The following is a 25,585-nucleotide window of genomic DNA, read 5'->3' on the forward strand; positions in this document are numbered from 1 at the left end:
TAATATAATGACAGTGTTAAAACAATAATTAAGAATGTGAATATATGTTTGAGCCAAAAAGACGTGCTAGATTAAAGTGGGCATGCCGCAGAGGGATGTTGGAACTTGATGTGTTACTCATGCCTTTTGTAGATGAAGCCTTCGACTCGCTTGATTACGAACAACAAGAAATATTCGAACGCTTACTTACCAGCGACGATCCAGACTTGTTTGCATGGTTTATGGGCCATCAACAATGCCAAGATCCAGAACTTGCTGGTATGGTGTCTACTATCGTTAATCGTGTCAAAGTACAGGGTTAAACTCACTTATTCGCCGTGGCGAAAAATAGTAGGAATGCTAATTCTTATTGCCGCTTTTGGCTTTAGTATTATAAATTTACCTGAAGCCTTGTGGACGTGGGTAAGTCCAAGTTGGCTTTGGTTATGCGCGCTTGCGTGTTTGCCGGTGTATATCGCTTTCTGCTTGAGTGTATGGCGTAAATTGAGCAAACCGACGACGGTGCCATCTAATGATGTTTACACGCTTACGGACAATGGTTCATTGCGGGCGTTGATGGTATCGGGAGAAGAGATTTATTCGCCAGCAGTGAATCTTCACAAGTCATCATTACTGTTGCCATGGGGTCTAAGCCTTCATGTAGAACGAACTGCGCGAAAATGGTACCAGCCGTATTACGAGCATGTGCGCTGGGTATTAAAAGGTGAATGCTCTGAAGCAGATTATCGACGGCTATGCCGAGCGATAATCTTCGCTCAAGGAGCAGGCCAAACAAGGAATAACATTGATGTTTCGTGAGTATGCAAAAGCTTTATTAAAACGTGTCGATACCCGACAGTTAATGCAATTCAAACCACCCACATTACCGCCTCGCATTTACACCAAACAACTTAATATTGACAACAAGCACTACGCTGCATTTTGTCAAGAAGTGGCGTGGCAAGATGCTGCTACCATGCATCCTTTGTATCTGCAAATGCTGTCTCTTCCCCTTCAAATGCAGTGTTTGCTCGATAAGAAAAGCCCGTTTCCATTACTGGGATTAATACATGCGGCTAATCGCGTAGAAGTGCTAGAAGAATGCGATTTAAGCGAGACGTTTGAATGCAGGGTTCGATTCAGCGATGTCAGGCCGCACTCACGTGGCTGGGAAGTAGATGTTTCCTTAGAGGCTTTTCAACAAGGGCGCTGTGTTTATAAAGCAATCAGTAGCTACTTGGTGAAGGTGAAAGCGGTACATGTGGCGCCCAGAGCGCCTGTACAAGATACCACTGAAGCCTGTGTCGATAGCCCTAAAAACTTGCTTGCAGAGCTTGATGTAACGGCCGATACCGGCAGGCGTTACGCGAAAATTTCTGGCGACTATAATCCCATTCATTTGTTTGGACTAAGTGCCAAAGCATTTGGCTTTAAGCGCCCGATTGCCCATGGAATGTGGACACTGGCCCGCGCGTTATCATTCGTACCAGTATCGAACGGTCAGCATATTTCAGATGTGGTTTGCCGTTTTAAACGACCCGTTATGCTGCCTTGCAGCATTAACATCTATCAAATGTGTCAAGATGAAGACCGCTCTATCTTGGAAATTACGAGCAGTGATGATCAGCAAGTACACCTAGATGCAGAGGTCTCAACGCTGTAGGTCAAAGCTGCTATGACGAAACAGTAACAAGGTTATTATTATCAGCCGATAAGTCGGTCTGTTTGGTTCGGTGCTTTTTATGACCAGCTAGTTATGATCTGATAGTCATGACCTGCTAGCCATGAGCTACTAGGTCTTCGTGCTGTAATTTCAGGACTTTGTATTCGATTTATTAAAAAGAAATAAGCCGAGTGCAGCTCAACGTCGCAATATAAATAAAAAAGCCCACTTTCCTAATATAGTGTATTGAACACGCTGTATTAGGAAGTGGGCTTTTTCGTATCTCTATTAAATAGCTATTGTATTTCTATTGTATGTCTATTGTCTTTTCAAGCCACGCTGAAAACGCTACGGCTAGGTGTCTACTCACCCAAAATCATTAAGAAATAAGTGTGCCTGGTACCGTTGGTAAAGCATCTTTTTCGGGGCACAAAAAGGTGGGCTGAGGGTTTTCAAGTTGCCCAGGGTGATCTAGATTAAAGTGTAGGCCCCGACTTTCTTTTCGTTGCATAGCGCAGCGCACAATTAATTCAGCAACCGTCACTAGGTTTCTTAATTCAAGAAGGTTATTACTTACCCTGAAGTGCGCGTAGTATTCGGCAATTTCTTGCTCCAGTAGATTTATTCGGCGCATGGCGCGCTCTAACCGTTTGTCGGTTCGAACAATGCCTACATAATCCCACATAAATAAGCGTAGTTCGTGCCAGTTATGCTGAATAATAACTTCTTCATCAGAGTCTGATACCTGACTTTCATCCCAAGGCAAAATGGCTTCTTCACACGAGGCTGAAGGTAACGTAGAGATAATATGCTCGGCGGCAGCGCTGGCAAACACAACACATTCTAACAGTGAGTTAGATGCCATGCGGTTTGCCCCGTGTAAACCGGTATAGGCGACTTCTCCTATTGCATACACATTGGCTAAATCTGTTTTTCCATTGAAGTCGGTTACAACGCCGCCGCAGCTATAATGGGCTGCGGGCACCACTGGGATAGGCTCTCGGGTAATATCTATACCTAGTGAACGGCATTTACGATAAATATTAGGGAAGTGCTTAACGATGAAGTCAGCGGGTTTATGACTGATATCTAAATACATACAGTCAGCGCCAAGGCGCTTCATTTCATAATCAATGGCACGTGCAACCACATCCCGGGGGGCTAAATCGCCACGCTCGTCAAACTTGTGCATAAAGCGGGTGCCATCGGCGTGACATAAGTTCGCGCCTTCACCACGTAGGGCTTCTGTAATAAGAAAATTTCGGGCTTGCGGGTGGAATAAGCAAGTTGGGTGAAACTGATTAAATTCCATATTGGCTACACGACAACCAGCACGCCAAGCCATAGCAATACCGTCGCCACTGGAAACGTCTGGGTTTGAGGTATATTGGTAAACCTTGCTTCCACCACCCGTTGCTAGTGAGATAAAGGGGGCGCGAATAACTTCAACGTGCTCTTGTTGGCGGTTCCACACATATGCGCCAATAACCCGCTTTTTATCGTCTTTCGACGGAATAAGATCGATAGCGTTGTAACGTTCGAAAACGTGAATATTAGGATGTGCAGAAACTGCATCGTTTAATGTTATTTGCAGTGCTTCGCCGGTGGCATCGGCGGCGTGAAGAATGCGTCTGTGACTATGCCCACCTTCGCGGGTGAGGTGGAAACGCTCTTCACCAGACTCTGTGGTTTCGGTATCAAACGGCACACCGTAACTAATTAGCCAGCTCAATGCTTCTTTGGCTCGTTCGGTAGTAAAGCGTACGGCAGGTTCATCGCACAGGTCGCCGCCCGCTTTTAATGTATCTTGTACATGCGCATCGATAGAGTCTTGCTCATCGAACACCGCAGCAATACCGCCTTGGGCATAACGGGTAGACCCTTCATTACGATCGCTCTTACTGAGCACAATAACCTGACAGTGGTCGGCAAGCCTAAGTGCAAGGCTAAGCCCAGCTGCGCCGCTACCTATAATCAGTACATCACATCGATGTTCAATTGAATTTGATGTGGAAGTTAGTGAAGATGACACTGATTTCATGTATTTTTGTATATATTAAACGAGCAAAGGTTCGGCAAGTCTAAAGGATGAGTGGCAAAACACAATGATCTAGATGGCTTTCCCTCAGCATTTTTAAATATTTTTAATGCTAATACAGAACTTTTTGTAACAGTACGCGTCTATATCAATGCTTGTTAGAGCTATTGGGTAGTTGAAGTAGGAGTAATGGCTCGAATGAGCGAGCAAATAACCGACCAACAATTGGTCGAAAAAGTACAGCGTGGCGATAAAAATGCATTTAACTTACTGGTAACTCGCTATCAGCATAAAGTCATGCATTTGGTATCGCGCTATGTAAAAAACAGCGGTGATGTGGCTGATGTTACCCAAGAAGCGTTTATAAAAGCTTATCGGGCATTACCAAACTTTCGTGGCGACAGTGCATTTTACACTTGGTTGTACCGTATCGCGGTAAACAGTGCTAAAAATTATCTTGTTGCGCAGGGAAGAAAGCCACCCGCTAGTGATGTCGACGCAGACGAAGCAGACTTCTACGAAGGCAGTGATGCGCTTAAAGAGCAATCCACGCCAGAACGCAGTTTGTTAACGGATGAAATTGAAGAAACCTTATTTAAAGTGGTGGAAAAGTTACCTGATGACCTTCGTATGGCGATAACCCTTCGTGAAATAGAAGGGCTAAGTTATGAGGAAATTGCAAACGTGATGGCGTGCCCAGTAGGTACGGTTCGTTCACGAATTTTCCGAGCGCGAGAGGCTATCGATAAAGTGATTCAGCCATTGTTAGAAAATTAAATATAATGAAAATGAACTTTCGTTATATTGAGCAGACTAACAGCTGTGTTAGGGTATTAATTGATCACAGTTGATCAGGAAATGAATTTATGACGCAACAGCAAGAAAATTTGTCCGCTTTCATGGATGGCGAAATAGATGGCGATGCAATCATCGATGCGATTAAGCAAGATGAAGAATTGCAGGCCAAATGGAAACGCTACCATGTCATTAGGGGCGCAATGCGCAAAGAGGCCAGTGTCGCACCGCAGTTAGATATTACTGCTAGTGTTGCCGCCGCGCTTGAAAATGAGCCTGCTATTGTCGCGCCAAAAGCTTCACGCTGGCGTTCAATTCCGGTACTCGGCAGTCTAGTTTCTAGCGGTGTAGTGCCATTCGCGAAACAGTCTGGCCAGTTTGCCGTTGCAGCATCAGTTGCGGTAGCCGTGATTTTAGGTGTTCAACACTTCAATCAGCCTGCGCCAACTGAGCCGTTCATGACAGCACCTACGGCAGGGCCACAAGGTGGTTTAGCGCCAGTTAGTTTAGAGCAAACACGTGCATTGCCTCGCAATGACATGAACGAAGTATTAGAGAAAAAGCGCAAAATCAACGCCCTTATTGCCGATCACGAGCAGCAAGTGAAATTGAAGCAAGCGCAAGAATCTGAAACTGACGATGTCGAGGCGAGTGCAGATAACCGCCCGTAAGTAGTTCATACGACGCTCAATAAGAATATCGTTTAATGAAAATAGATTATCGTAATAACGTACCAGCGCTTTTAGTGCTGGTACGCGTGTTTTTAGCCAACGTAAATTTCAGTAGTCGCCCGCGGGCTTTCATCAAAGCCATGACCTATGTTGTTATAACGTTTTTGGGTTTATCGTTTGGCACCACAGCGCAAGAAAGCGAGTCTGTACAAGATACACCTTCTGAAAGTGCTGAAACTTCATCTACAACATTGTCTTTGCCTACAGATGCTTCACAGGCTTCGTCTCAGGCAGTACCTCAAGCCACTGATTTGGTCGTAGTGAATACACACCCTCAAACCACATCAGATTGGCTTATGCAATTAAGCGAAGTGGTGAAAACCCAAAACTTCGAGGTTGCTTTTGTTCAGAGCCGTGCGGGCCGTGAAACTATTCCTTTCTTGTGGCGTCATGGTGTATTGGAAGATGGCACCAGTATGGAGCAGCTCAATTTACAAAATGGGCCAGGCCGTGAGCAAATTCGCGTCAATGGTATTGTGAGTGTGTTTGAACCTGACGTGTCGCCCTATAGTCTTCGCTCTGAATTTATTAATGGGCCTATACCCAGCGAACTGCTCCATCATCCTGATAGACTGAAAAGCGGTTATGAATTTGTCTCTGTGGGCAGAGCTCGTGTTGCAGGAAGACCTGCTCAACAAATCCGCATTGTTAGTCGCGACAATAGTCGCTTTAGCTACCAACTATGGTTAGATGAAGATTCAGGGATGGTACTGAAACTTAACATGCTGGATTTACAGGGTGGGTTATTAGAGCAAATTCAAGTCACTTCGCTTAAAATAACCGATGCCCCTGACGACTATTTCGCACGTATTAACCAGGCATCTTTACCCAAGCCGATGGCATTAACGCAAAAGCAGTCTCGCCAACCTAACTGGGAAGTTAAGTATTTACCCAACGGTATGGAAGAAGTGCGCGGTGATACTCGTCGTCTCGCCCTAACAGGCCAAGTGGTAGAATATAAAATGTACAGTGATGGGTTAGTAGATGTATCTGTTTACGTGCAACCAGCAAAAGATGCCCTTGGGGGAGATTTGGTGCTTAGGAATGATTTAAGTACGTTTTTAACCCTTACCGATGGCAACACGCAAGTGACAGTGGTGGGTGAAATTCCACTGCAAACCGCGAATGCTATTGCTACCTCGCTTTCCCCTACGGCAGATAAATAATGATTACTGAAACCGCCCGTGTTGTTGCTGTAGAGGGTGATCTCGTTACCGTCGAGGCCGCGATTAAATCGACCTGTAGTAGTTGCCAAGCGCAAAGTGACTGCGGTACGGGTGCCATATCCAGAGCATTAGCACCTAAAACTCAGCAACTAACGTTACGCTCACCTATGCCGGTAGTGATAGGGCAAGACGTAACAGTAGGTGTGCCAGAGGAAGGGGTGTTGAGTGCCTCCGCGTGGTTGTATTTGCTTCCCTTAATGGTTTTTATCGCGGTCTTTGCCCTTGCGAATGCCACGTTATCTTCCATCGGGCTTAGTCATGAATTGTGGGGCTTGCTCCCCGCCGCAGCGTTTACCTTTGTAGCTTATAAAGCCATCGCATTTAAGCTTAAACGGCTTGATAAAGGTAAGTTTCAACCCGTGCTGTTGAATACTATTTAGCGTAATACTTGCGCTAATTCGGCAATATTATTACCAAAATGGCTACTTTGGCTTACACTATTTCAATCTTTGGCAATATAACCCACAAGCTTATTCGCTTTTGTGCAAAGAAATGGGTAAAATCCGCACGCGCTAGCTACAACACAAACTATAGCTACCAGTCTTTTTTATATTAATGAATTTTTCTGCAGGTAATTTCCAGCATTATGCAACAATCGCACATTCGTAACTTCAGTATTATTGCTCATATCGATCACGGTAAATCGACTCTGTCTGACCGTCTTATTCAACATTGTGGCGGGCTAGCCGATCGTGAAATGGCCGAACAGGTTCTTGATTCAATGGACTTGGAGCGGGAGCGTGGAATTACTATTAAAGCACAAAGCGTAACGCTTAATTACACTGCTAAAGATGGTGAAGTCTATCAGCTGAACTTCATCGACACTCCTGGGCACGTAGACTTTACGTACGAAGTATCTCGCTCACTTGCCGCGTGTGAAGGTGCGTTGCTGGTGGTTGATGCAGGGCAGGGCGTGGAAGCACAGACACTAGCCAACTGCTATACCGCCATGGACATGGACATGGAAGTGGTGCCTATTTTAAATAAAATAGATTTACCACAGGCTGAACCAGAACGTGTTGCCGAAGAAATTGAAGACATTGTTGGTATAGATGCCATTGACGCCGTGCGCTGCTCGGCGAAAACAGGTATTGGTATTGAAGATGTACTAGAAGTTATAGTAAATAAAATTCCTCCTCCGGGCGGTAACCGTGAAGAGCCGCTAAAAGCGCTTATTATTGATTCATGGTTCGACAACTACCAAGGGGTAGTGTCATTAGTTCGTATCGTAGAAGGTGAGCTTTCTAAGAAAGACAAAATTCAAATTATGTCGAATGGCCAAACTCACCAAGTTGATAAGATTGGTGTGTTTACCCCCAAAGCTTTAGATACAGGCGTTCTTCGCGCGGGTGAAGTAGGCTTTATTATTGCGGGCATTAAAGACATCCAAGGCGCACCGGTTGGCGATACTATTACCCTAGCAAAACAACCTGCTGTAGGCGCTTTACCTGGTTTTAAGAAAGTGAAGCCGCAGGTTTACGCCGGTATTTTCCCAATCAGTTCAGATGACTATGAAGATTTCCGTGATGCATTAGCTAAACTAAGCTTGAACGATGCTTCATTGTTCTACGAGCCAGAAAGTTCGCAAGCGCTAGGCTTTGGGTTCCGTATTGGCTTCCTTGGCATGCTTCACATGGAAATCATTCAAGAGCGTTTAGAACGTGAATACGATCTTGGTCTTATTACTACTGCACCCACGGTAATCTACGAAGTAGAAACCACAAAGGGCGAAATTTTAAGCTGTGATAACCCGTCTAAATTACCAGCGGTAAATGATATTGCCGAAATTCGCGAACCATTGGTTGAAGCGAATATTCTGGTACCACAGGAATACCTAGGTAACGTGATTACCTTGTGTGTTGAAAAGCGTGGTATGCAAACCGCAATGACGTATCACGGTAAGCAAGTTGCTGTTACCTATGAACTGCCTATGGCTGAAGTGGTCCTTGATTTCTTCGACCGTTTGAAATCAACAAGCCGCGGCTTTGCTTCTCTTGATTATAACTTTAAGCGTTTCCAAGTTTCTGACATGGTACGCGTAGATATTATGATTAATGGCGAGCGCGTAGACGCGCTAGCCATGATCACTCACCGAGATAATTCACAGGGCCGCGGGCGTGAATTGGTTGAAAAACTACGAGAGCTTATCCCTCGCCAAATGTTTGATATCGCTATTCAAGCTGCTATTGGCAACCACATTATTGCCCGTAGTACGGTGAAACAGTTACGTAAAAACGTTATCGCTAAATGTTACGGTGGTGACGTGAGTCGTAAGAAAAAGCTGCTTCAAAAGCAAAAAGATGGAAAGAAAAGAATGAAACAGGTAGGTAATGTTGAATTACCGCAGGATGCATTCCTGGCAATTTTGAAGGTAGGTAAGTAATGGCCAATTACTTTTCGCTTATTTTAGTACTTCTAACGCTAACTACTGGGCTGGTATGGCTGGTGGATAGTATGGTGTTTGCACCAAAACGAAAGGCGCGGTTACAAGCATTGGCAAAAGCAGAAGGGGCTAATTTTGCAGGTGAGCCACAGCTTCCGTACTTGGTTGATACTTCGCAGCAAATATTCCCAGTTATCGCTTTTGTATTGGTGTTGCGCTCGTTTATTTACGAACCATTTCAAATACCATCAGGCTCGATGATGCCAACCTTGTTGGTGGGCGACTTTATTCTGGTTGAGAAATTTTCTTATGGGATAAAAGACCCTGTATTTCGCAGTAAACTAGTGGAAACCGGCGTGCCAGAACGTGGTGATGTGGTGGTATTTAAATATCCTGAAGATACTTCAGTAGATTACATCAAGCGTGTTATAGGACTGCCCGGCGACACCGTGGTGTATCAAGATAAACAGGTTTATATCAAGTCGAAATGCGAAGGTGCTGCAAATAACTGCGGAAAGCTTACCGCTATGCCGCTAGATTTTGTAGGTCGAGACGAATTTGTTCAGGACATGGCTAAGCTGATGCGTTACACAGAAACGCTAGGCGACAAAGAACACGACATACTGCGCCACCCCGTCAGAGAAATTTCTTCAAGTAACTTCTATACTCAGCCAGGTACACGCAGCAACGAATGGATTGTACCTGATGGTCATTATTTCGTACTAGGCGATAATCGTGACAACAGCAGAGATAGCCGTTTTTGGGGCTTTGTACCGGACGAAAACTTAGTAGGTAAAGCTGTTGCCATTTGGATTTCATTTGAATTCGAACGCGACCGCGACAGTGTTTTACCAACATGGATCCCAACGGGCGTTAGATTTGAACGCGTAGGTGGCATTAGTTAATGCAGGGTATTGATAAATATATTCGCTTAAGTAAAGCGTTAGGGTACACATTTAATAATGTAGCCTTGCTAGAGCAGGCGTTAACCCACAGAAGTGCTGCAAAGCAGCACAATGAAAGATTAGAATTTTTAGGCGATGCTATTTTAGGTATGGTTATTGGTGAAACCTTGTTTAAGCGTTTCCCAGATGTGCCTGAAGGTAAGCTTACTCGTATGCGTTCAACCTTAGTAAAAGGTGATACGTTGGCCGAACTGGCCCGTGAAGCGAGTATGGGTGAATTACTACATCTTGGTCCCGGTGAGCTTAAAAGCGGTGGTCATCGTCGCAGTTCAATATTGGCAGACGCGGTGGAAGCTGTGTTAGGCGCAATTTACTTGGACTCAGGTATGGAAGAGGTTTGTAACGTTATCTACCATTTATGGGAAAGCCGTATTGAAGCGTTAAACCCCAATGCGCACCCTAAAGACAGCAAAACCCGTCTTCAAGAATACCTGCAAGGTCGTAAGCTACCGTTACCTTCTTATGAAGTTATCTCTATTTCAGGGAAAGACCACGCTCAAATTTTTGAAGTTAGCTGCACGGTGACAACGTTAGATAAGCCCGTTTCGGCATCTGGAAATAGCCGAAGAAAAGCCGAGCAGGAAGCAGCTAGACTTACCTTGGAGACACTCGATGACACAGCCAAATGATACAACCCGATGTGGCTTAGTCGCTATTGTAGGGCGCCCCAACGTAGGCAAGTCGACGTTACTTAATAGATTGCTCGGGCAAAAAGTGAGTATTACGTCGCGTAAACCACAAACTACCCGCCACCGTATTTTAGGTATCGACACTGAAGGCGATTATCAAGCCATCTACGTAGATACTCCAGGCCTTCATAGCGAAGAAAAAAGCGCCATGAACCGTTATATGAACCGAGCCGCTTCAAGTTCTCTTGCCGAAGTGGGGTTGGTATTGTTCGTGATAGAAGGTACACGCTGGAACGACGACGATGAAATGGTGTTGTCTAAAGTGAAAGCCTCAGGTCTACCTTGCTACCTTATCGTCAACAAGATGGATAAAGTAGACGATAAAGAAGCCTTTATGGTTCACCTTCAAGGCCTATCAGAAAAATATAAGTTCGAACATATTGTCCCCATTAGCGCTAAACAGGGCAAAATGGTGGATGACATCCGAGAACTTGTAGCGAATAGCTTGCCTGAAAGTGAGTTTTTCTTCCCCGAAGATTACATTACCGATCGCTCAAGTCGCTTTATGGCTGCTGAAATCATTCGCGAAAAGCTGATGCGCTTTACCGGGGATGAACTTCCTTATGCTACAACCGTAGAAATTGAACAGTTTAAGCTAGCTGAAAATGGTGTATACCGTATCAGTGGTCTTATTCTTGTAGAGCGTGAAACGCAAAAGCGTATGATTATAGGCAAGGGTGGCAAGCACCTGAAAACCATTGGTGAACATGCCCGCAAAGATATGGAAAACCTGTTTGATAATAAAGTTTTCTTAGAAATGTGGGTTAAAGTGAAACAAGGTTGGGCTGACGATGAACGTGCTCTACGTTCGTTAGGTTATTCAGACGATAGTTAGCACTCAGCAATTATCTGTTTTGGGCTTAACGCAATAGTTGTTAGCCCAAAATATAATGTAAGAACGTGTAGCCCAAATCAAAAGCCCAAACGTATCAGCTAAAAAATCAGCTAGCATCCATTAGTTATAAAGCAATAAAAAGGGGTAGGTATGGCAATTTCTGATATGCGCAGACAATATGCAAAAGGGAGTCTGCAAGATAAAGACTTAACGGCTAATCCTTTTTCATTATTTGACCGTTGGCTAAAAGATGCCATCAGCGCTGAAATTCCCGATCCTACTGCTATGACTGTGGCGACCGTTGATGCTACAGGTCAGCCTTCTCAGCGCATCGTGCTGTTGAAAGATGTAAGTGAAGCTGGGTTTGTCTTTTTCACTAATTTAGGCAGCCGCAAAGCACAAGAGCTTGGTCAAAACCCCAAAGTTTCATGTCACTTCCCTTGGTTTTTTATGGAGCGACAAGTGAGAGTGTGCGGTGTAGTAGAAAAGCTTTCCTTTAAGGAAAACGCGACCTATTTCCTTTCTCGCCCTAAAGACAGCCAGTTGGCGGCTTATGCCTCTGAGCAAAGTAAACCTATTAGCAGTCGCGAGCTTTTGCATACTCAGTTTGCCCAAATGAAACAAAAGTTTGCGAATAAAACGCTACCCGCACCAGACTTCTGGGGCGGCTTTCGTATTGTTCCTCACCAAATAGAATTTTGGCAGGGCGGTGAAGACAGGTTGCATGACCGGTTCGAATATAACCGGGATGAAAATGGCAACTGGAATACTCAACGTTTAATGCCTTAAGAGGCACTAATTCTGGCATTCTTTAATGATTGATAGCCACTGCCATTTAGACTTGCCAGCATTTCAAGGTGACTGGCAGTCGGTGATAAGCCACGCCATCAGCGCCGGCTTAACACACATTCTTATTCCTGGTACGCAAGTGTCGCAGTGGTCAACTCAACTCGCTATACAATCCTTTGCGAACCAAAATACGCACGCTATTTCGATAGATATAGCGTGTGGTCTACATCCATACTTTTTGTCTACTAGCGAAACTGATAATGCCACGGCCTTAAGCGCACTAGAGCGTCTTTTATTTCAGTCTAGTAGTGAGGTTGTCGCGGTGGGTGAAATTGGCTTAGATGGGCATATAGCGATACCTATGCAGCTTCAAAAAGCGATGTTTGAAGCGCAATTGCGATTAGCGAGTGAATACGCCCTTCCTGTCATTTTACATCACCGAAAAAGCCATCATCTTATTTTTGAAAGTCTCAAAAATACAGGATTTGCAGAAGGCGGCGTTATTCATGCATTTTCTGGCAGTGTAGAGGTGGCCAAAGCGTATGTCGATAAAGGTTTTTATATTGGCGTAGGGGGAACCATTACCTATGACAGAGCAAAGAAAACGCAAGAGACAATCATATACTTGCTTCAGCACCACCCAGACCGATTACTTCTTGAAACTGATTCACCTGATATGCCAATGCAGGGGCGACAAGGCGCTCGCAACAGCCCTGAATATCTTGGGGATGTACTGGCCGCGCTCGGTAAACTAGGGGAGTATGATGGGCAAGCCCTAAACGAACTTACCACCCAAAATTATCTTACGCTTTTTCATAAAGGGCTTTTTTGTAACAGACAATAAAAGGCCTAAAAACAGGTGAAGTTTGTTGGCTTGAGCTAACTTGGGTTAGCGAAAAATGGTGTTTAAGACTGAAAAACTCGAATTATCCACGGGCGAAACTTATAAAACCCTCGTGTTATATAAACACCTACAATCAATGCCAACACAATAACGGCGCTAATAATAAGCCACAATTGCTGGCGAAGCGTTAACGGACTGGAAAGTACCACCTCTGTGTCGATGTTAACGTTCAAATAGCCAATTACCTTGCCGTTATCATCGAGAATTTTTTCAACATGACTACTGGGAGCAACGTCTCGTTCTCTGGCTAGTGCTACCACACTGTCGACTCTTGGTAAGGGCGCAATATAAACGCCTTGGGCATTAAATACGCTTAAAGAGATAACGGCGGGTTCTTCTAATGCAATGGTAATTAAACGGGCTAGTTGAACCGTGTCTTGTGCCACTAAGGCAGGCTGTAAGATTTTTGAATATTGATTGCTAATGCTGGTACCCGGTTGGGCCGTTTGTACGTCAACCCAATGGGTCTGGTACTGCTGGTACATGAGAAATAGACCCACAGCCAATGCCACAGCGGTAGCCATGATAATAGTATGGATAAGCCGCTTGAACGCAGTATAAGCCGAGTGTGAAACGCTGTGTTTGTGAGCAATGCGTTCGCTTTCTAAGTGGTTCAGCATTTCGCCTCAATTTCCTTTATCTTTATGCGGTAACAGTAGGGTAATTTTGACTAATTTGAAAGTGTGTATTTCCACATGTGTAATGATTGGGTAGCATATGGGCAAGACTAACAAAGGTTTGAATAAATAGTGATCACGTTTTTAAACGAAATACCGCCTCATGCAATGCATGATACCTCTTTTTTATCTACGCAGCTTACCACAAAGTCACCCAGTGAGGATGAAGCTGGTCTTTCAATTTTAACCGTTATTGGTCAAGCATTAACCCCATACATTGTTAGTCAGGTTGTTGAAGGGTTTAGCGACGTTTTTAATGCTACATCAATTCACTTACATCCGTTACACAACAAACTCGGTGATGGCGTGGTGGTAGTGAAAGGCCGCTTAAGTGAAAACGCCGACTCCCAAGCTGAGACGGCAGTGCCTGCCCTAGTCGCGTCGTTATCGGCCCGTTATCATGTGGATTTAGGTATTCAAGATGTGCAGCCATCGCTTAACGAGCCAGGTCTTCTTGTGATGGATATGGATAGCACGTTAATTGATATTGAGTGCATTGATGAAATTGCCAAACTAGCAGGCGTTGGTGAACAAGTAGCTGCGGTAACCGAACAGGCCATGCGGGGCGAAATAGCATTTAACGATAGCTTGAACCACCGGGTGGCTTGCCTAGATGGTGTACCAGAGCAACAGCTTCAACAAATACGCGATAGCTTGCCCATCATGCCAGGTGTACAGCTGCTGATTGCCATTCTAAAACAACACAACTGGAAGCTTGCTATCGCTTCAGGTGGTTTTACTTATTTTGCTAACCATTTAAAAGCCCGTTTAGATCTTGATGAAGCGGTTTCAAATACGTTGGTGATAGAGCAGGGAATATTGACCGGAGAAGTGTCTGGCGAAATTGTGAATGCTGAAGTGAAAGCGCGAACCGTGAAAGCGTTGGCGGAACGTTGGGGAGTGCCGAGCGCGCAAACGGTTGCCATGGGTGACGGCGCAAACGATTTAGTGATGATGGCCGAATCGGCGTTAGGGGTGGCGTGCCATGGAAAGCCAGTTGTGAACGAAAAAGCTGACGTTGCTATTCGATTGGGCAGCCTACATTGTCTATTGTACTTTCTATCTTAGTAGTGAAATAGCTGAACTTGACTAGGGTGCATATTCGAATATTAGCGGCGCTGTGTTAAGCGCGAAGAATAAATAGCGAGTACAAGCTCTGAAGGTTGTGTCAGAGCTTGTTTTTATTTCGCCAATGCTTGGTCTTGTAATAATGCTTGAATACCGGACTGAGCGGGCGCTTCTACTTTTGCTTTAGTGTCTCGGTTGGCGCTAATTGTGTCGTCATCGAATTCATATCTAATCAATACTTCATCTGTTACATCAATTAAGTGCGAACAGGCAGCTAAGCTCCAAAGTTTATTTTCAAGTTCCTTTGCCCGATGAATAGCATACACGCTAACGTAATTTATCTCTGTTTGTAACATGGATAAATCCGGCTTGCCTGTGGTGGTAAGCATCACGTGAATAGCAATGAATTGCCCTCTGTTTAACGCTTCAGTAATAAAGGTCTTACGCTGCTCATTATTTTCAAACCGGTGGGAATACCGTGGAATAATGGCCATGCGCGGATCTTTTTGCTTGGCATCAAAAGAGATTAAAAGCTCTTGGCGCAAGGGCATGTTTTCCAGTTTCACCTGCTTAATACCGCTTTGCATGAAAGGGGTATCTAGCTTTCTGTCTCTGAATAAGAACTCTAAATTGACTTGACGCTTTTCCGTTAAGTAGGTGACAAGGCTTGAAACCCGTTCGTCCTGCTTTCCGATAATGCCCGCTTGCGGCGTGTACCTAACTCCTTCTTTACTCATTAAGAAGGATAGAGACGTAGCATTACGAGCATTAATACAGCGAAGTGCTTGACCCATGCCCGGCAATTCTTCTTCGCCAGAGTCTTCTTCTAAGCTGTGTTTGTTCTTTCTAATCAGTTCTTCAAAAAACGCCCTTGCACTTTTTCCTGCTTCACCCGTCGCGGCTTTTAAGTGCAGAATGTTTTTCTCAGCGTTGTGATAAATGACCGAGTATTGCAAGTTCATTACGTTAAAGTTTTGCGTAATCTGCTGAAGGCGAGGGAAGGATACTTCAACTTGCCCTTCTAATTCACCGTCGTACTCTTTATTCAATTCAACACGAAGACCCAATCCATGAACCGAAATATCTTCACTTACGCCAACATGAACGCTGTCGTCATGAGATAATTTAAGCTCTATTTGAGAGCGTAAACGGTAGCGAGACTCTAAACGTTGATCTTCATATTTAAATCGGAACAACTCTATGTTTGGGGTCTTCTGGTTTCTAGGGTGCCCAAAAACGCGCAGATGAGAGAGGTTATCACGATTGAACTTTAATTCGTTATACGCCTGTTGCCCATATATAGAGGTTACGTCAGTCACATGAAGCAAGTATTTGAGGTTTTTTAACTTCGACATAACCCGAGGCGAAGGCGGTGTATTCTGCCGCTTTATTTTCGTACCCACAGAGTCTGGAATAGATAAGGGGGTATGGGCTTGTTCGGGCAACATGTCGGTCAAGGTTAACTTAAATACTCGCCAGCTGACTTTTTTAGAGCCAAAGCCTAAGAAAACCTGTTTTAGCATGTCTTTTTCTATAAGTTGCTCGTAAGAGGCCGAGTAAAAAAAGACTTTGTCGTTTTGTAAGTGGGTAAAGCTGAATACAAATATTTCGCGACGGTGTGCAGGCTTAGCGTGCAAGGTGTTCAATCTATTTTGCGACAGCAGAAAGCCTAAGCGACACTCATCTTCCTCATCTTGCCAGTAGCTCACCGTCTCGCGATTAACTTCGTTAACCATAGCGAAGCGTGGAATAAGCCTATCTTCAATTACATCGATATAAATAGGTAACGTTGGGCTTCTTGGAGAAAAGTATTGTTCACACGTTTTGCTGGTTATTGCCTCAATGGTGTTGTTCATATTTACTTTATAACGGCGTTTATTACCGTGAATAAAGCTTTCTAAAAACTTATCGAAGCTGGGCGCTGGGCGCTCTGTCGCACGTTGTAAAGCTAAATAAATAACATCTTTTTTGCGAACGGTTTTCACCAGGCGATAAGCAATACCATTTTTCTTATCCATGGCAAACTCGCCTTCAAGCCCACGGAAGTAGACTTGTAACAGCTCATTTTGTTTAAACAACGTTTCTTTGTTGAGTTTGACTTGCAGGCCTTCAAGCGACACATCAACACTTAAGCCTTTAATCGAGTGGTTGCTTTCATTAAATAGCTCAACCGCAACAGCAAAGTTCATACGTTCTGTGTTGCGTTGACGATAATCTAGTAGGTTTACCGTTGGCACTTTAAACTGCTCTAAAATGGCAGAGCCTTTTTTGCGAGGGGTATTTGAAGTTGAGCCTGTGTCTCGGGCTTCTTCTGCTTTCTCACGAATGATACGGTAATTGTTTTCAGTATTTTGAACGGCTTCGTATACACCGAATGTATACCCACCAAATATTCTAATTTGCTCTTCGAATTTATCGACAGCAATTTCATCCATGTAATGGGTTCTGCCATCATGCAAATAGCTTTTGCATTTACCGTCTACTTGGCCACGTAAATCAATTGAACGCATACAGGGCTTCGCAAGGCGTTTCACTTCCATTTTTAATAGAAAGCGTTTTTCCTTGGGAATATCACCACCAATTTGTAAAAGCACCTTATTAAATTCAGGCTCGTTTACCAGTGGTTTCAATTGCTCAATTATGTCAGCGTACTGCTGTAAATCTTGGCTCATGTATGCACAACTTAGTTACTTTCTATTATTATAGACATTATTATTATCGGCACGAATGCTAAACCCATTAATAAACAGCGTTTTGCAAACTGCAACGCGAATGACGACTGGGATGAGAGTCTGACAAAACTGTTAGATGGGTTAGTGTGCCTTGGTATCTTAATAAGATAGAATACTCTTTTTCACGCTGGGATAAAACTGGAATATGGCAAAACGAAAAACGGCTTATGTATGCTCAGATTGTGGGGCTGAATTTCCACGCTGGCAGGGTCAGTGTTCTGAATGCAAAGCATGGAACACCATTAGCGAGTTTGTAGTCAGTAGCGCCAAAACCAATTCAAAACCAACCTTATCAGGTTATGCCGGGCAAACTTCCGCTAAAATAGAAATGCTCAATGCGATTGATTTAGAATCTCTACCGCGATTTAGCGCAGGGTTTAAAGAGCTCGATAGGGTTTTAGGCGGTGGAATAGTGCCAGGCGCTGCTATGCTAATTGGCGGCTCCCCTGGTGCCGGTAAAAGCACCCTGTTACTTCAGGTAATGTGTCAAATGGCACAAACTGTAACGGCTTTATACGTAACAGGGGAAGAGTCGCTTCAGCAGGTGGCCATGCGGGCTAAGCGCTTGACCTTGCCTGATGATAAGCTAATGATGCTGGCAGAAACCAGCGTAGAAACTATCTGCGACTTGGCGTTAACCAAAAAACCAAAAATCATGGTTATCGACTCTATTCAAGTGATGCATGTAGCCGATGTGCAATCTGCCCCGGGCAGTGTATCCCAAGTTAGAGAAAGTGCGGCCTATCTAACTCGTTTTGCAAAACAACACCACATCTCAATGTTTCTTGTAGGTCATGTAACCAAAGATGGCAACTTAGCTGGCCCGAAGGTATTAGAGCACTGTATTGACAGTTCAATGATGCTGGAAGGGGAGAGTGATGGGCGCTACCGTACGTTGCGCAGCCATAAAAATCGTTTCGGCGCTGTAAATGAATTAGGCGTATTTGCGATGACAGAAAAAGGCCTAAAAGAGGTGAACAATCCTTCGGCTATTTTTCTAAGCCGTGGCGAAAATGAAACCCCTGGGTCGAGCGTGATGGTCATTTGGGAAGGCACGCGGCCTCTATTGGTAGAAATACAGGCTTTGGTGGACTACTCACAAATGTCTAACCCTAGACGAATTGCGGTGGGGCTTGACCAAAACCGATTGTCGATGTTGCTAGCAGTATTGCATCGTCACGGTAATGTGCAAATGAACGACCAAGACGTCTTCGTGAATGTGGTCGGCGGCGTGAAAGTGAGCGAAACCAGTGCTGACTTAGCGTTACTGTTAGCAATGGTATCGAGTTTTCGAAATCGTTCGTTGCCCAAAGATCTCATTGTATTTGGAGAAGTGGGGCTAGCCGGAGAAATCAGGCCTGTTCCCAATGGCACTGAGCGCATTATTGAAGCCGCTAAACATGGCTTCAAACGTGCGATTGTGCCAAAGGCGAATGCGCCTAAACAGGCAATAAATGGTATGAAAGTTATTCCAGTCTCTCAACTTAGCGACGCATTAGACGCATTAGAATAAACCGCTTCAATTAACGCGTTTAATTCCTTTTCATTTAAATCAGCTTCTTGGCTGTTAAGCAGTATTAAGCGCCTAAGTGCGCTTATGCTGTCTACATCCATTTGAGAAACTTTGCAGCCCAAAGAAACCGAATCTTTGCGGTTATCATTCTGCCGATACAGTTGCTCTATATGCAGGGTGATAACCGGGCTGTCTTCATTTGCTCTGAATGTGGCCGTGTAAGGGTCATGACTGTCGAAAGGTAATTCGTTAAGTGCATCTTCGTTTGCGCTTAATTTTACGCCTTGAAGAGAGACATCAATAATAATGACATCAATGCGCTTATTATGATGGGCAAGTGTTCCTTTTACGGCCAATGGAATACGTGTAAATAAGCGTTTGTCTGACATAACTTCCTCAAGCTTGAAAATCTTTCATTCACTCAGTATTAGTGATGTTAGTACACATGGCAACTAGCAATAAGTGTAGGAGTGTAAAGCAAGTCTTTACGGCACAAAAAAACGGGCTCATATAAGCCCGTTTTGTAACGCTATTTGGTCATGCGCTTGTATTTTAGTCTGTGAGGTTCAACTGCATCTTGACCGAATTCAGCCTTAAGCCAAGTTTCGTAGTCAGAGTAGTTACCTTCAAAGAAGTTAATGTTACCTTCGTCGCGGTAATCCATGATGTGCGTGGCCACTCTATCTAAGAACCATCTATCATGCGAAATAACCATGGCACAGCCTGGGAATTCCAATAGCGCATTCTCGAGTGCTCGTAAGGTTTCAACATCCAAGTCATTAGTTGGTTCATCGAGTAACAGTACGTTACCGCCTGCTTTTAATAGCTTGGCTAAATGCACACGATTTCGTTCACCACCCGATAAGTCTTTAATGAATTTTTGCTGATCGTTGCCTTTAAAGTTAAAGCGGCTGCAATACGCGCGGCTATTGATTTCGAAGTTACCAATACGAATGATATCTTGTTCTTCCGAAATTTCTTTAAACACCGTGGTGTTTTCATTCATGTGGTCACGGAACTGCTCAACGCTGGCAATTTTCACAGAATCACCCAAGCTGATGTCGCCTGAATCTGGTTTTTCTGCACCGGTAAGCATTCTAAATAGGGTAGATTTACCCGCACCGTTTGGCCCGACAATCCCTACAATTGCCCCTTTAGGAACTTTAAACGACAAGTCATCAATAAGTACACGTTCACCGTAGGACTTATTGAGGTGTTCAACTTCAATAACCTTGTCACCTAAACGCTCACCAGGTGGAATGAAGAGTTCGTTAGTCTCGTTACGTTTTTGGTAATCGCCCGTAGACATCTCCTCAAAGCGAGCCATACGCGCTTTGCTTTTTGCGTGGCGACCTTTTGGATTAGAGCGAACCCATTCGAGTTCTTGTCTAATACTCTTTTGGCGTGCATTTTCGCTGCGTTCTTCTTGCTGTAAACGCTGATCTTTTTGTTCCAACCAAGAGGAATAGTTACCTTCCCATGGAATACCTTCACCACGGTCTAGTTCTAATATCCAGCCTGCAACATTATCTAGGAAGTATCTATCATGGGTAATCGCTACCACTGTGCCTTCATAATCGTGAAGGAAGCGTTCTAACCAAGCAACCGATTCAGCATCCAAGTGGTTGGTTGGCTCGTCGAGAAGAAGCATTTCTGGCTTTTCGAGTAACAAGCGACATAAGGCAACACGGCGGCGCTCACCACCTGATAACTTGCTAACGTCTGCATCCCATGCTGGAAGACGAAGCGCTTCGGCAGCACGGTTTAAGGTATTCTCTAAGTTATGTCCGTCTTTCGACTGAATAATCGCTTCAAGTTCACCTTGCTCTTTTGCAAGGGCGTCGAAATCGGCATCAGCTTCTGCGTAAGCAGCATACACTTCGTCTAAGCGAGTTAGCGCGTGTTTAACGTCGGCTAACGCTTCTTCCACGTTTCCGCGTACATCTTTTGATTCGTCTAGTTGAGGCTCCTGAGGTAGATAACCTATTTTAAGACCTGGTTGAGGGCGTGCTTCACCTTCAATTTCGGTGTCTAGTCCGGCCATAATGCGAAGCAGCGTAGATTTACCAGATCCATTTAAACCCAATACGCCAATTTTGGCACCAGGGAAAAAACTAAGAGAGATATTTTTAAGAATTTGACGATTCGGTGGAACAATTTTCCCCACGCGATGCATACTGTAAACGTATTGAGCCATGCTGTGTCCTTGCCAGAAAATAAAGCATCATTGTACTCGTAACAGGATAGTCTGTGCCAGTGTGAACCGCCATACAACCTCATGCTTGATGGTATTTTGTTCAATTGAAGTAAAAAGAAGGCGAAAAGTACGAATAATACGGCGGTCACCTTTAACAAATTGAGGTAAACTTCGCTAGCATACGCTTTAATGAAAAAATAGGTATTCACTGTATGACTGCAATGAACAAACGCCCTTACAGCCTATCGGAACTTGCCAGCCATGTAGGCGGTGTTGTAGAGGGAGACGGCAGTGTCGTTATCTCTGCGGTAGGAACGCTGGCAGGCGCTGCCAGCCATCAAATCTCATTTCTTACTAATCCGAAATATAAATCACAGTTAAGCGATACCTCTGCCGGTGCGGTTATTCTACACAGCAGTTTGAAAGACACGGCCCCGTGCCCAGCGCTTGTGGTAGACAATCCTCATGCAGCGTTTGCACGCATTGCCCAGCTATTTGATACCACACCCGTAGTAGCAAGTGGTATTGCCGACACCGCCGTTATTGCGTCGTCGGCAAATATTGGTAGTGATGTGTCGTTAGGTCACAATGTGATTATTGAAGATAACGTGGTGATAGGCGATAGGGTAACTATTGGTGCGAATACGGTTATTCGTAGAGGTACGCAAATAGGGGAAGGTTGTGTAATTCACCCTAACGTTACTATTTACCACGATGTTGTTTTAGGAAAACGTGTAGCAGTACATAGCCAAACGGTTATCGGTGCTGCAGGCTTTGGTTACGCGAATGATAAAGGCGTATGGCTTCCTATTCCGCAAACGGGGTCTGTACAAATTGGCGACGACAGTCAAATTGGTGCAAGTAGTACTATCGACCGCGGTGCCATGGAAGATACTGTGCTAGGTAAAAATGTGATTATTGATAACCAAGTACAAATAGGTCACAACTGCATTATTGGCGATCATTCGTGTATTTGCGGTGCAACCGGTATTGCGGGCAGTTGCCATATAGGAAAGTACGTTGTTATCGGCGGTGGTGTTGGCGTAAACGGCCATATTTCTATTTGCGACAAAGTGCAAATAACCGGCTACTCCATGATTGTTCAAGATATCACGGAACCAGGGGTTTATTCTTCAGGTCAGCCAGCCACGTCTAACCGAGAATGGAAGCGAAATACCATAAGACTGCAAAAAATTGGCAGTTTATATGACCGCGTGAAGGCGCTAGAAAAACAGGTCTGATCACGTCACAGCGCAGGGAATTCGTTAAACCTGCGCCATTTAAATTAAATTGGTCATAAAGCGGTATACAAGCCCTTGAAAATGACTAGAATAAGCCACGAACAAGCCATAAATTAACGCCGTTAAGGAGCCCTCATGTTACCTCGCGAAATGAATATCGCTGACTTTGATCCAGAACTAGCCGATGCAATGGCTAAAGAGGTTGTCCGTCAGGAACAGCATATCGAACTTATCGCCTCTGAAAACTACTGTAGCCCGCGGGTTATGGAAGCACAGGGCTCTCAACTTACTAACAAGTATGCTGAAGGCTATCCTGGCAAGCGTTATTACGGCGGTTGTGAGCACGTAGATGTGGTTGAGCAACTTGCTATCGACCGTGCAAAAGAGCTTTTCGGTGCAGATTACGCTAACGTGCAGCCTCACTCAGGTTCACAAGCTAACTCAGCGGTATTTATGGCATTGCTTGATGCTGGCGATACTGTGCTTGGTATGAGCCTTTCTGAAGGTGGTCACCTTACTCATGGTTCTCATGTGAACTTTTCGGGCAAAACCTACAATGCCGTTCAGTATGGTTTGAACCACGAAACCGGTGAAATCGATTACGAACAGGTTGCTGCGTTAGCAGAAGAACATAAACCAAAAATGATTATTGGTGGTTTCTCAGCTTACTCAGGTGTTGTTGATTGGGCAAAATTCCGTGAAATCGCCGATAGTGTTGGCGCTTTCTTGTTAGTTGATATGGCGCACGTAGCAGGTTTGATTGCAGCGGGTGTTTACCCAAATCCTCTGCCGCACGCACACGTAGTCACTACAACCACACATAAAACCTTAGCGGGCCCACGAAGTGGACTAATTTTGTCTGCCTGTGGTGACGAAGCGATTTATAAAAAGCTTCAAAGCTCAGTATTCCCGGGCAACCAAGGTGGTCCTTTGTGCCATGTTATTGCAGCAAAAGCAGTAGCGTTTAAAGAAGCACTTCAGCCAGATTTTAAAGAATACCAAACACAGGTTGTTGCGAACGCAAAAGCGATGGTGGCGGTAATGCAAGAACGCGGATACAAAATTGTATCTAATGGTACTGAAAACCATTTGTTCCTGTTAGATCTTATCGATAAAGATATTACGGGTAAAGATGCTGATGCTGCCCTTGGTGCGGCTAACATTACCGTTAACAAGAACTCGGTTCCTAACGATCCTCGCTCACCGTTTGTTACAAGTGGATTGCGTATCGGTAGCCCAGCTATTACTCGTCGTGGCTTTAAAGAAGAACAAGCCAAACAAGTCGCTACATGGATTTGTGATGTGCTAGATAATATGGGTGATGACAGCGTTATTGACCGTGTTAAAAGTGAAGTGGTTGCACTTTGTGAACAGTTCCCTGTTTACGCGTAAGCAACCTAGATAAGAAAAGTTACCACGCGTTAGTCTCTACAAACACAGGCTAACGCGTAGTAAATAGTAAGTTAAGGATCGCTCATGTTTTGCCCCTTTTGTTCAGCACAAGAAACAAAAGTGATTGACTCTCGCCTAGTGGCAGAGGGGCATCAGGTGCGCCGGCGTCGTGAATGCGCAATGTGTCATGAACGTTTTACGACCTTCGAAAGTGCCGAACTCGTAATGCCGCGTGTTATTAAACGTGATGGTTCACGAGAGCCTTTCAACGAAGATAAGCTTCGTGCAGGCTTACAGCGCGCGCTAGAAAAACGCCCAGTGAGTACAGAAAAAGTTGAGCAGTGTATCTTGTCACTTAAGTCAGAGCTTCGGGCAACCGGCGAACGAGAAGTGGGGAGTGAACTGTTAGGCAACCTAATCATGAAAGCGCTAAAAGAGCTAGATAAGGTCGCTTATGTGCGGTTTGCATCTGTTTATCGTTCCTTTGAAGATATCCGAGAGTTTGGTGAGGAAATAGCCAGACTAGGGGATTAACCACGGGATTTGCAGTGTCAATTAATACTACCCATGCTCATATAAATAGCGGCTCAAATACCGACGTAGGCAAAGACCACAATAGTAGCTCTTCCAGTGACTTGCCGGGTAAGGCCGTTGAAATTGACTATTATTGGATGGCCAAAGCCATTCGATTGGCGCAAAAAGGCCAATTTACAACTTCTCCTAATCCCCGTGTTGGTTGTGTCATTGTTAATAATAACAATGACTCTATTGGCCAAGGCTTTCATGTCCAAGCCGGCACCCCTCACGCAGAAATTCATGCCCTTCGTGAAGCAGGGAAAAAAGCAAAAGGCGCTACAGCCTATGTGACACTAGAGCCATGTAGTCATTATGGACGAACGCCCCCCTGCGCAGAAGCACTGATAAAAGCACAAGTCTCGCGAGTAGTTATTGCCATGACTGATCCTAACCCCAATGTCAGCGGTAATGGTATTCGCATGTTACAAGATGCGGGCATTGAGGTGTCATCCGATATTATGTCGGCAGAATCTGCCGCTTTGAACCCAGGCTTTATCAAGCGCATGTTAACTGGCAAACCTTATGTGCGAGTGAAATTAGGCATAAGTGTGGATGGAAAAATTGCGCTTCAAAATGGTAATAGTCAATGGATAACTGGGCCAGAAGCTAGACGAGATGTACAGCATTACCGTGCACAAAGCTGCGCGGTGTTAACAGGATCGGGAACGGTAAAAGCCGATAATCCTAGTCTATTAGTCAGACCAGACGAAGCGAAGTTTGCACATTACCCATTGGAGGCTATTCGCCAGCCAGTGCGGATAATTGTGAATAGTGCCGATGATCTTTCAAGAGACTACAGGTGCATGAACGATGGTCATCCCACCTTCGTGGTATCTACCCAAAATAGCGCCGATACTGACAACCGCCAACACCTAACCGTTGATGCGATGAACGGTAAAGTGGATATCAGTAAATTGATGCTGCAGTTAGGCGACATGCAGTTTAATGAAGTGTGGGTAGAGGCAGGACCGGGTTTAGCTGGCGCCTTACTGATAGCTGGTGAAGTAGATGAACTCATCTGTTATCAAGCACCTAAGCTATTGGGAGACAAAGGGGTGAGTATGGTATCTTTACCCACCTTTACCGAATTGAATCAAGCTATTGAATTGTCGCTGATTGAAAGTCGACAAATAGGTAACGATATTAAGCTTCGTTACCTTCTTAACACCCTTAACACGCCTCAATAGCCTTA

Annotated in this window: 24 protein-coding genes; 19 read left to right on the plus strand and 5 right to left on the minus strand. The window is 44.6% G+C overall.

Going from position 1 to position 25,585, the window contains the following annotated elements; genetic code table 11:
• Positions 1–44: 44 nt before the first annotated feature.
• From C7Y69_RS16740 to C7Y69_RS16750, 3 genes are read left to right on the plus strand one after another with little or no spacing between them, the layout of a single operon-like run.
• Positions 45–302: a succinate dehydrogenase assembly factor 2 gene (locus C7Y69_RS16740; RefSeq protein ID WP_013783338.1), complete on the plus strand. Its 258-nt coding sequence runs from the start codon at positions 45–47 to the stop codon at positions 300–302.
• Between the two features lie 34 nt (positions 303–336).
• On the plus strand, positions 337–798 hold the full coding sequence (locus tag C7Y69_RS16745; protein ID WP_013783339.1) for a protein YgfX: 462 nt from the start codon (positions 337–339) through the stop codon (positions 796–798).
• Positions 788–1,642: a MaoC family dehydratase gene (locus C7Y69_RS16750; protein ID WP_126873439.1), complete on the plus strand. Its 855-nt coding sequence runs from the start codon at positions 788–790 to the stop codon at positions 1,640–1,642. The genes C7Y69_RS16745 and C7Y69_RS16750 overlap by 11 nt, the downstream gene beginning before the upstream one ends.
• Positions 1,643–2,021: 379 nt before the next feature.
• On the opposite strand, the gene nadB is transcribed toward C7Y69_RS16750, so the two are convergent.
• Positions 2,022–3,683: an L-aspartate oxidase gene (gene nadB / locus C7Y69_RS16755; RefSeq protein WP_013783341.1), complete on the minus strand. Its 1,662-nt coding sequence runs from the start codon at positions 3,681–3,683 to the stop codon at positions 2,022–2,024.
• Positions 3,684–3,878: 195 nt separating this feature from the next.
• Between nadB and rpoE the strand changes: the two genes are divergently transcribed.
• The 10 genes from rpoE (at position 3,879) to C7Y69_RS16805 (ending at position 12,937) form a co-directional block, all read left to right on the plus strand.
• Positions 3,879–4,457, plus strand: a complete 579-nt coding sequence (rpoE, locus tag C7Y69_RS16760; RefSeq protein ID WP_013783342.1) for an RNA polymerase sigma factor RpoE — start codon at positions 3,879–3,881, stop codon at positions 4,455–4,457.
• An 89-nt stretch (positions 4,458–4,546) separates the two neighbouring features.
• Entirely contained in the window at positions 4,547–5,146 is a 600-nt protein-coding gene (locus C7Y69_RS16765) for a sigma-E factor negative regulatory protein (protein ID WP_126873440.1), read from the plus strand.
• A 35-nt stretch (positions 5,147–5,181) separates the two neighbouring features.
• Positions 5,182–6,372, plus strand: a complete 1,191-nt coding sequence (locus C7Y69_RS16770) for a MucB/RseB C-terminal domain-containing protein (protein WP_126873442.1) — start codon at positions 5,182–5,184, stop codon at positions 6,370–6,372.
• Entirely contained in the window at positions 6,372–6,812 is a 441-nt protein-coding gene (locus tag C7Y69_RS16775) for a SoxR reducing system RseC family protein (protein ID WP_126873444.1), read from the plus strand. Before C7Y69_RS16770 ends, C7Y69_RS16775 begins: the two co-directional genes overlap by 1 nt.
• Before the next feature lie 206 nt (positions 6,813–7,018).
• Positions 7,019–8,815, plus strand: coding sequence for a translation elongation factor 4 (gene lepA / locus C7Y69_RS16780; RefSeq protein ID WP_126873446.1), 1,797 nt, complete (start codon positions 7,019–7,021; stop codon positions 8,813–8,815).
• Positions 8,815–9,720 (plus strand): signal peptidase I, encoded by a 906-nt coding sequence (lepB, locus tag C7Y69_RS16785; RefSeq protein ID WP_126873447.1) that lies wholly within the window; start codon positions 8,815–8,817, stop codon positions 9,718–9,720. Before lepA ends, lepB begins: the two co-directional genes overlap by 1 nt.
• Positions 9,720–10,409 (plus strand): ribonuclease III, encoded by a 690-nt coding sequence (rnc, locus tag C7Y69_RS16790; protein ID WP_126873449.1) that lies wholly within the window; start codon positions 9,720–9,722, stop codon positions 10,407–10,409. The genes lepB and rnc overlap by 1 nt, the downstream gene beginning before the upstream one ends.
• Entirely contained in the window at positions 10,393–11,304 is a 912-nt protein-coding gene (gene era / locus C7Y69_RS16795; RefSeq protein WP_126873451.1) for a GTPase Era, read from the plus strand. Before rnc ends, era begins: the two co-directional genes overlap by 17 nt.
• A gap of 150 nt (positions 11,305–11,454) precedes the next feature.
• The gene (gene pdxH / locus C7Y69_RS16800) at positions 11,455–12,093 is read left to right on the plus strand and encodes a pyridoxamine 5'-phosphate oxidase (RefSeq protein ID WP_126873453.1); all 639 of its coding nucleotides are present in this window, start codon (positions 11,455–11,457) and stop codon (positions 12,091–12,093) included.
• A gap of 25 nt (positions 12,094–12,118) precedes the next feature.
• Positions 12,119–12,937: a TatD family hydrolase gene (locus tag C7Y69_RS16805; RefSeq protein WP_126873455.1), complete on the plus strand. Its 819-nt coding sequence runs from the start codon at positions 12,119–12,121 to the stop codon at positions 12,935–12,937.
• A gap of 62 nt (positions 12,938–12,999) precedes the next feature.
• Here the strand turns inward: C7Y69_RS16805 and C7Y69_RS16810 are convergent, their stop codons facing one another.
• On the minus strand, positions 13,000–13,617 hold the full coding sequence (locus C7Y69_RS16810) for a hypothetical protein (RefSeq protein WP_013783353.1): 618 nt from the start codon (positions 13,615–13,617) through the stop codon (positions 13,000–13,002).
• Between the two features lie 126 nt (positions 13,618–13,743).
• On the opposite strand from C7Y69_RS16810, the gene serB reads away from it, so the two are divergent.
• Entirely contained in the window at positions 13,744–14,742 is a 999-nt protein-coding gene (gene serB, locus C7Y69_RS16815) for a phosphoserine phosphatase SerB (RefSeq protein WP_409513438.1), read from the plus strand.
• Between the two features lie 113 nt (positions 14,743–14,855).
• Here the strand turns inward: serB and C7Y69_RS16820 are convergent, their stop codons facing one another.
• A complete protein-coding gene (locus tag C7Y69_RS16820; RefSeq protein WP_126873459.1) occupies positions 14,856–17,414 on the minus strand; it encodes a PilZ domain-containing protein in 2,559 nt (852 codons plus the stop codon).
• A 205-nt stretch (positions 17,415–17,619) separates the two neighbouring features.
• Here C7Y69_RS16820 and radA point away from each other — a divergent pair, with 205 nt between their 5' ends.
• Positions 17,620–18,987: a DNA repair protein RadA gene (gene radA / locus C7Y69_RS16825; RefSeq protein ID WP_013783356.1), complete on the plus strand. Its 1,368-nt coding sequence runs from the start codon at positions 17,620–17,622 to the stop codon at positions 18,985–18,987.
• On the opposite strand, the gene C7Y69_RS16830 is transcribed toward radA, so the two are convergent.
• Positions 18,954–19,376: a PilZ domain-containing protein gene (locus C7Y69_RS16830; RefSeq protein WP_013783357.1), complete on the minus strand. Its 423-nt coding sequence runs from the start codon at positions 19,374–19,376 to the stop codon at positions 18,954–18,956. The genes radA and C7Y69_RS16830 overlap by 34 nt on opposite strands.
• Positions 19,377–19,516: 140 nt before the next feature.
• Positions 19,517–21,184 (minus strand): energy-dependent translational throttle protein EttA, encoded by a 1,668-nt coding sequence (gene ettA / locus C7Y69_RS16835; RefSeq protein WP_013783358.1) that lies wholly within the window; start codon positions 21,182–21,184, stop codon positions 19,517–19,519.
• 212 nt (positions 21,185–21,396) lie between these two features.
• Between ettA and lpxD the strand changes: the two genes are divergently transcribed.
• From lpxD to ribD, 4 genes are all read left to right on the plus strand, one after another.
• Positions 21,397–22,425 (plus strand): UDP-3-O-(3-hydroxymyristoyl)glucosamine N-acyltransferase, encoded by a 1,029-nt coding sequence (gene lpxD, locus C7Y69_RS16840; protein WP_013783359.1) that lies wholly within the window; start codon positions 21,397–21,399, stop codon positions 22,423–22,425.
• A 135-nt stretch (positions 22,426–22,560) separates the two neighbouring features.
• Entirely contained in the window at positions 22,561–23,817 is a 1,257-nt protein-coding gene (gene glyA / locus C7Y69_RS16845) for a serine hydroxymethyltransferase (protein ID WP_013783360.1), read from the plus strand.
• Between the two features lie 84 nt (positions 23,818–23,901).
• Positions 23,902–24,351 carry a transcriptional regulator NrdR gene (gene nrdR / locus C7Y69_RS16850; RefSeq protein ID WP_013783361.1) on the plus strand — a complete coding sequence of 150 codons (450 nt, stop codon included), beginning with the start codon at positions 23,902–23,904 and terminating at the stop codon, positions 24,349–24,351.
• A 137-nt stretch (positions 24,352–24,488) separates the two neighbouring features.
• Entirely contained in the window at positions 24,489–25,580 is a 1,092-nt protein-coding gene (gene ribD, locus C7Y69_RS16855) for a bifunctional diaminohydroxyphosphoribosylaminopyrimidine deaminase/5-amino-6-(5-phosphoribosylamino)uracil reductase RibD (RefSeq protein ID WP_041452763.1), read from the plus strand.
• Positions 25,581–25,585 lie beyond the last annotated feature (5 nt).

It is taken from the genome of Alteromonas sp. KS69 (genome assembly GCF_003989595.1).
Lineage (GTDB): Bacteria > Pseudomonadota > Gammaproteobacteria > Enterobacterales > Alteromonadaceae > Alteromonas > Alteromonas naphthalenivorans.

Coding starts and splice junctions, on each gene's coding strand:
- C7Y69_RS16740 (WP_013783338.1), top strand. CDS start 45: ATGTTTGAGCCAAAAAGACGTGCTAGATTAAAGTGGGCATGCCGCAGA.
- C7Y69_RS16745 (WP_013783339.1), top strand. CDS start 337: ATGCTAATTCTTATTGCCGCTTTTGGCTTTAGTATTATAAATTTACCT.
- C7Y69_RS16750 (WP_126873439.1), top strand. CDS start 788: ATGTTTCGTGAGTATGCAAAAGCTTTATTAAAACGTGTCGATACCCGA.
- nadB (WP_013783341.1), bottom strand. CDS start 3,683: ATGAAATCAGTGTCATCTTCACTAACTTCCACATCAAATTCAATTGAA.
- rpoE (WP_013783342.1), top strand. CDS start 3,879: ATGAGCGAGCAAATAACCGACCAACAATTGGTCGAAAAAGTACAGCGT.
- C7Y69_RS16765 (WP_126873440.1), top strand. CDS start 4,547: ATGACGCAACAGCAAGAAAATTTGTCCGCTTTCATGGATGGCGAAATA.
- C7Y69_RS16770 (WP_126873442.1), top strand. CDS start 5,182: ATGAAAATAGATTATCGTAATAACGTACCAGCGCTTTTAGTGCTGGTA.
- C7Y69_RS16775 (WP_126873444.1), top strand. CDS start 6,372: ATGATTACTGAAACCGCCCGTGTTGTTGCTGTAGAGGGTGATCTCGTT.
- lepA (WP_126873446.1), top strand. CDS start 7,019: ATGCAACAATCGCACATTCGTAACTTCAGTATTATTGCTCATATCGAT.
- lepB (WP_126873447.1), top strand. CDS start 8,815: ATGGCCAATTACTTTTCGCTTATTTTAGTACTTCTAACGCTAACTACT.
- rnc (WP_126873449.1), top strand. CDS start 9,720: ATGCAGGGTATTGATAAATATATTCGCTTAAGTAAAGCGTTAGGGTAC.
- era (WP_126873451.1), top strand. CDS start 10,393: ATGACACAGCCAAATGATACAACCCGATGTGGCTTAGTCGCTATTGTA.
- pdxH (WP_126873453.1), top strand. CDS start 11,455: ATGGCAATTTCTGATATGCGCAGACAATATGCAAAAGGGAGTCTGCAA.
- C7Y69_RS16805 (WP_126873455.1), top strand. CDS start 12,119: ATGATTGATAGCCACTGCCATTTAGACTTGCCAGCATTTCAAGGTGAC.
- C7Y69_RS16810 (WP_013783353.1), bottom strand. CDS start 13,617: ATGCTGAACCACTTAGAAAGCGAACGCATTGCTCACAAACACAGCGTT.
- C7Y69_RS16820 (WP_126873459.1), bottom strand. CDS start 17,414: ATGAGCCAAGATTTACAGCAGTACGCTGACATAATTGAGCAATTGAAA.
- radA (WP_013783356.1), top strand. CDS start 17,620: ATGGCAAAACGAAAAACGGCTTATGTATGCTCAGATTGTGGGGCTGAA.
- C7Y69_RS16830 (WP_013783357.1), bottom strand. CDS start 19,376: ATGTCAGACAAACGCTTATTTACACGTATTCCATTGGCCGTAAAAGGA.
- ettA (WP_013783358.1), bottom strand. CDS start 21,184: ATGGCTCAATACGTTTACAGTATGCATCGCGTGGGGAAAATTGTTCCA.
- lpxD (WP_013783359.1), top strand. CDS start 21,397: ATGACTGCAATGAACAAACGCCCTTACAGCCTATCGGAACTTGCCAGC.
- glyA (WP_013783360.1), top strand. CDS start 22,561: ATGTTACCTCGCGAAATGAATATCGCTGACTTTGATCCAGAACTAGCC.
- nrdR (WP_013783361.1), top strand. CDS start 23,902: ATGTTTTGCCCCTTTTGTTCAGCACAAGAAACAAAAGTGATTGACTCT.
- ribD (WP_041452763.1), top strand. CDS start 24,489: ATGGCCAAAGCCATTCGATTGGCGCAAAAAGGCCAATTTACAACTTCT.